Origin of the sequence: Actinomadura logoneensis (assembly GCF_003428695.1) — a bacterium.
GTDB lineage: Bacteria > Actinomycetota > Actinomycetes > Streptosporangiales > Streptosporangiaceae > Spirillospora > Spirillospora logoneensis.
Map to the genome: position 1 here is coordinate 1 of NZ_QURH01000480.1, position 1,132 is coordinate 1,132.

Annotated in this window: 1 protein-coding gene and 1 pseudogene; one reads left to right on the plus strand and one right to left on the minus strand. The window is 76.7% G+C overall.

Features of this window, described 5'->3' with window-relative positions:
• A partial coding sequence (locus tag DZF91_RS23455) for an oxygenase MpaB family protein (RefSeq protein ID WP_147341312.1) occupies window positions 1-857 on the plus strand: 857 nt, incomplete at its 5' end.
• Between the two features lie 140 nt (window positions 858-997).
• Here DZF91_RS23455 and DZF91_RS42225 read toward each other — a convergent pair.
• Window positions 998-1,132 (minus strand): annotated as a pseudogene (locus DZF91_RS42225) (cysteine--1-D-myo-inosityl 2-amino-2-deoxy-alpha-D-glucopyranoside ligase); the annotation flags it as partial.

Here is a 1,132-nt window from a genome sequence, read left to right on the forward strand (position 1 = left end):
CGCCCGTCCGGCCCCGCGACCGCGCCGCGCTGCGGCTGCTGGCCGCCGAGCCCGCCGTGATGCTCGCCGCGGGCCGCGCCCTGCTCCTCCAGGTCGCGCACCCGAAGATCGCCCAGGGCGTCGCCGACCACAGCGACCTGCGCGAACGGCCCCTCGACCGGCTGTTCGGCACGCTCGACTTCCTCACCGTCACCGCGTTCGGCACCGACGAGGAGGCCGCCCGCCTCGGCCGCGGCGTGCGCCGCCTGCACGACCGGATCACCGGCCCCGGCTACTCCGGCAACGACCCGGACCTCCAGGTCTGGGTGAACGCGACGCTCACCGACGCCGCCCTGTACGTGTACGAGGAGATCCTGGGCTCCCCCGAGGGCGACCTCGGCGCCGCCTACGTCGACCAGGCCCGGTACGTCGCCGAGGTGCTCGGCTGCCCGCCGGACGCCCAGCCCGCCGACCGCGAGGCGTTCCGCCGGTACTTCGACGGCATGGTCGCGGGACTGGAGGTCACGGACGCCGGACGCGAGGTCATGCGGGCCGTCCTGTGGTCGCGGAAGCTGCGCTGGCTGGGACCGGCGCTGTGGCTCAACCGGTTCGTCACGACCGGGCTGCTGCCCGAGCCCGTCCGCGTCCAGTACGGACTGCCGTGGGGGCCGCGGCGCGACCGGATCCTCTGGTTCCTGCTGCGCGCCGGCGCGTTCGCCTACCGGCTCGTCCCCGGCCGGATGCGCCGCGCGGGCGTCCCGCTGATCCTCTGGCGGTCCCGGCGCCGCCTCGCCCGCAAGGCCCGCAAGGCCCGCAAGGCGAGCGAGGCCCGGAAGGCGCGGAGCGCACGCGAGGCCGCACCGACGCGGACGCTCTGATCCGCGCCGCGCGCCGAAGGTCCCGGCGGAAACCCGGAAGGCGCGGCGGACCCCGGAAGCGCGGCGCGGACGGCGGCATCGAAAAAGCCCCGTCCGGAAGTGGACGGGGCCTTCCTCAGAGCCTGGTGCGACAGGACCTTCTACAGTGCGACGCCCAGGAGGGCGTCGGCGATCGCGCGGACCCGCGCCGGAGCCTCGGCGTCGCCGCCGGTTCCGGCGAGCGCCGCGTCCGCCCAGGCGTCGACCGCGGCGAGCGCGCCCGGCGCGTCCAGGTC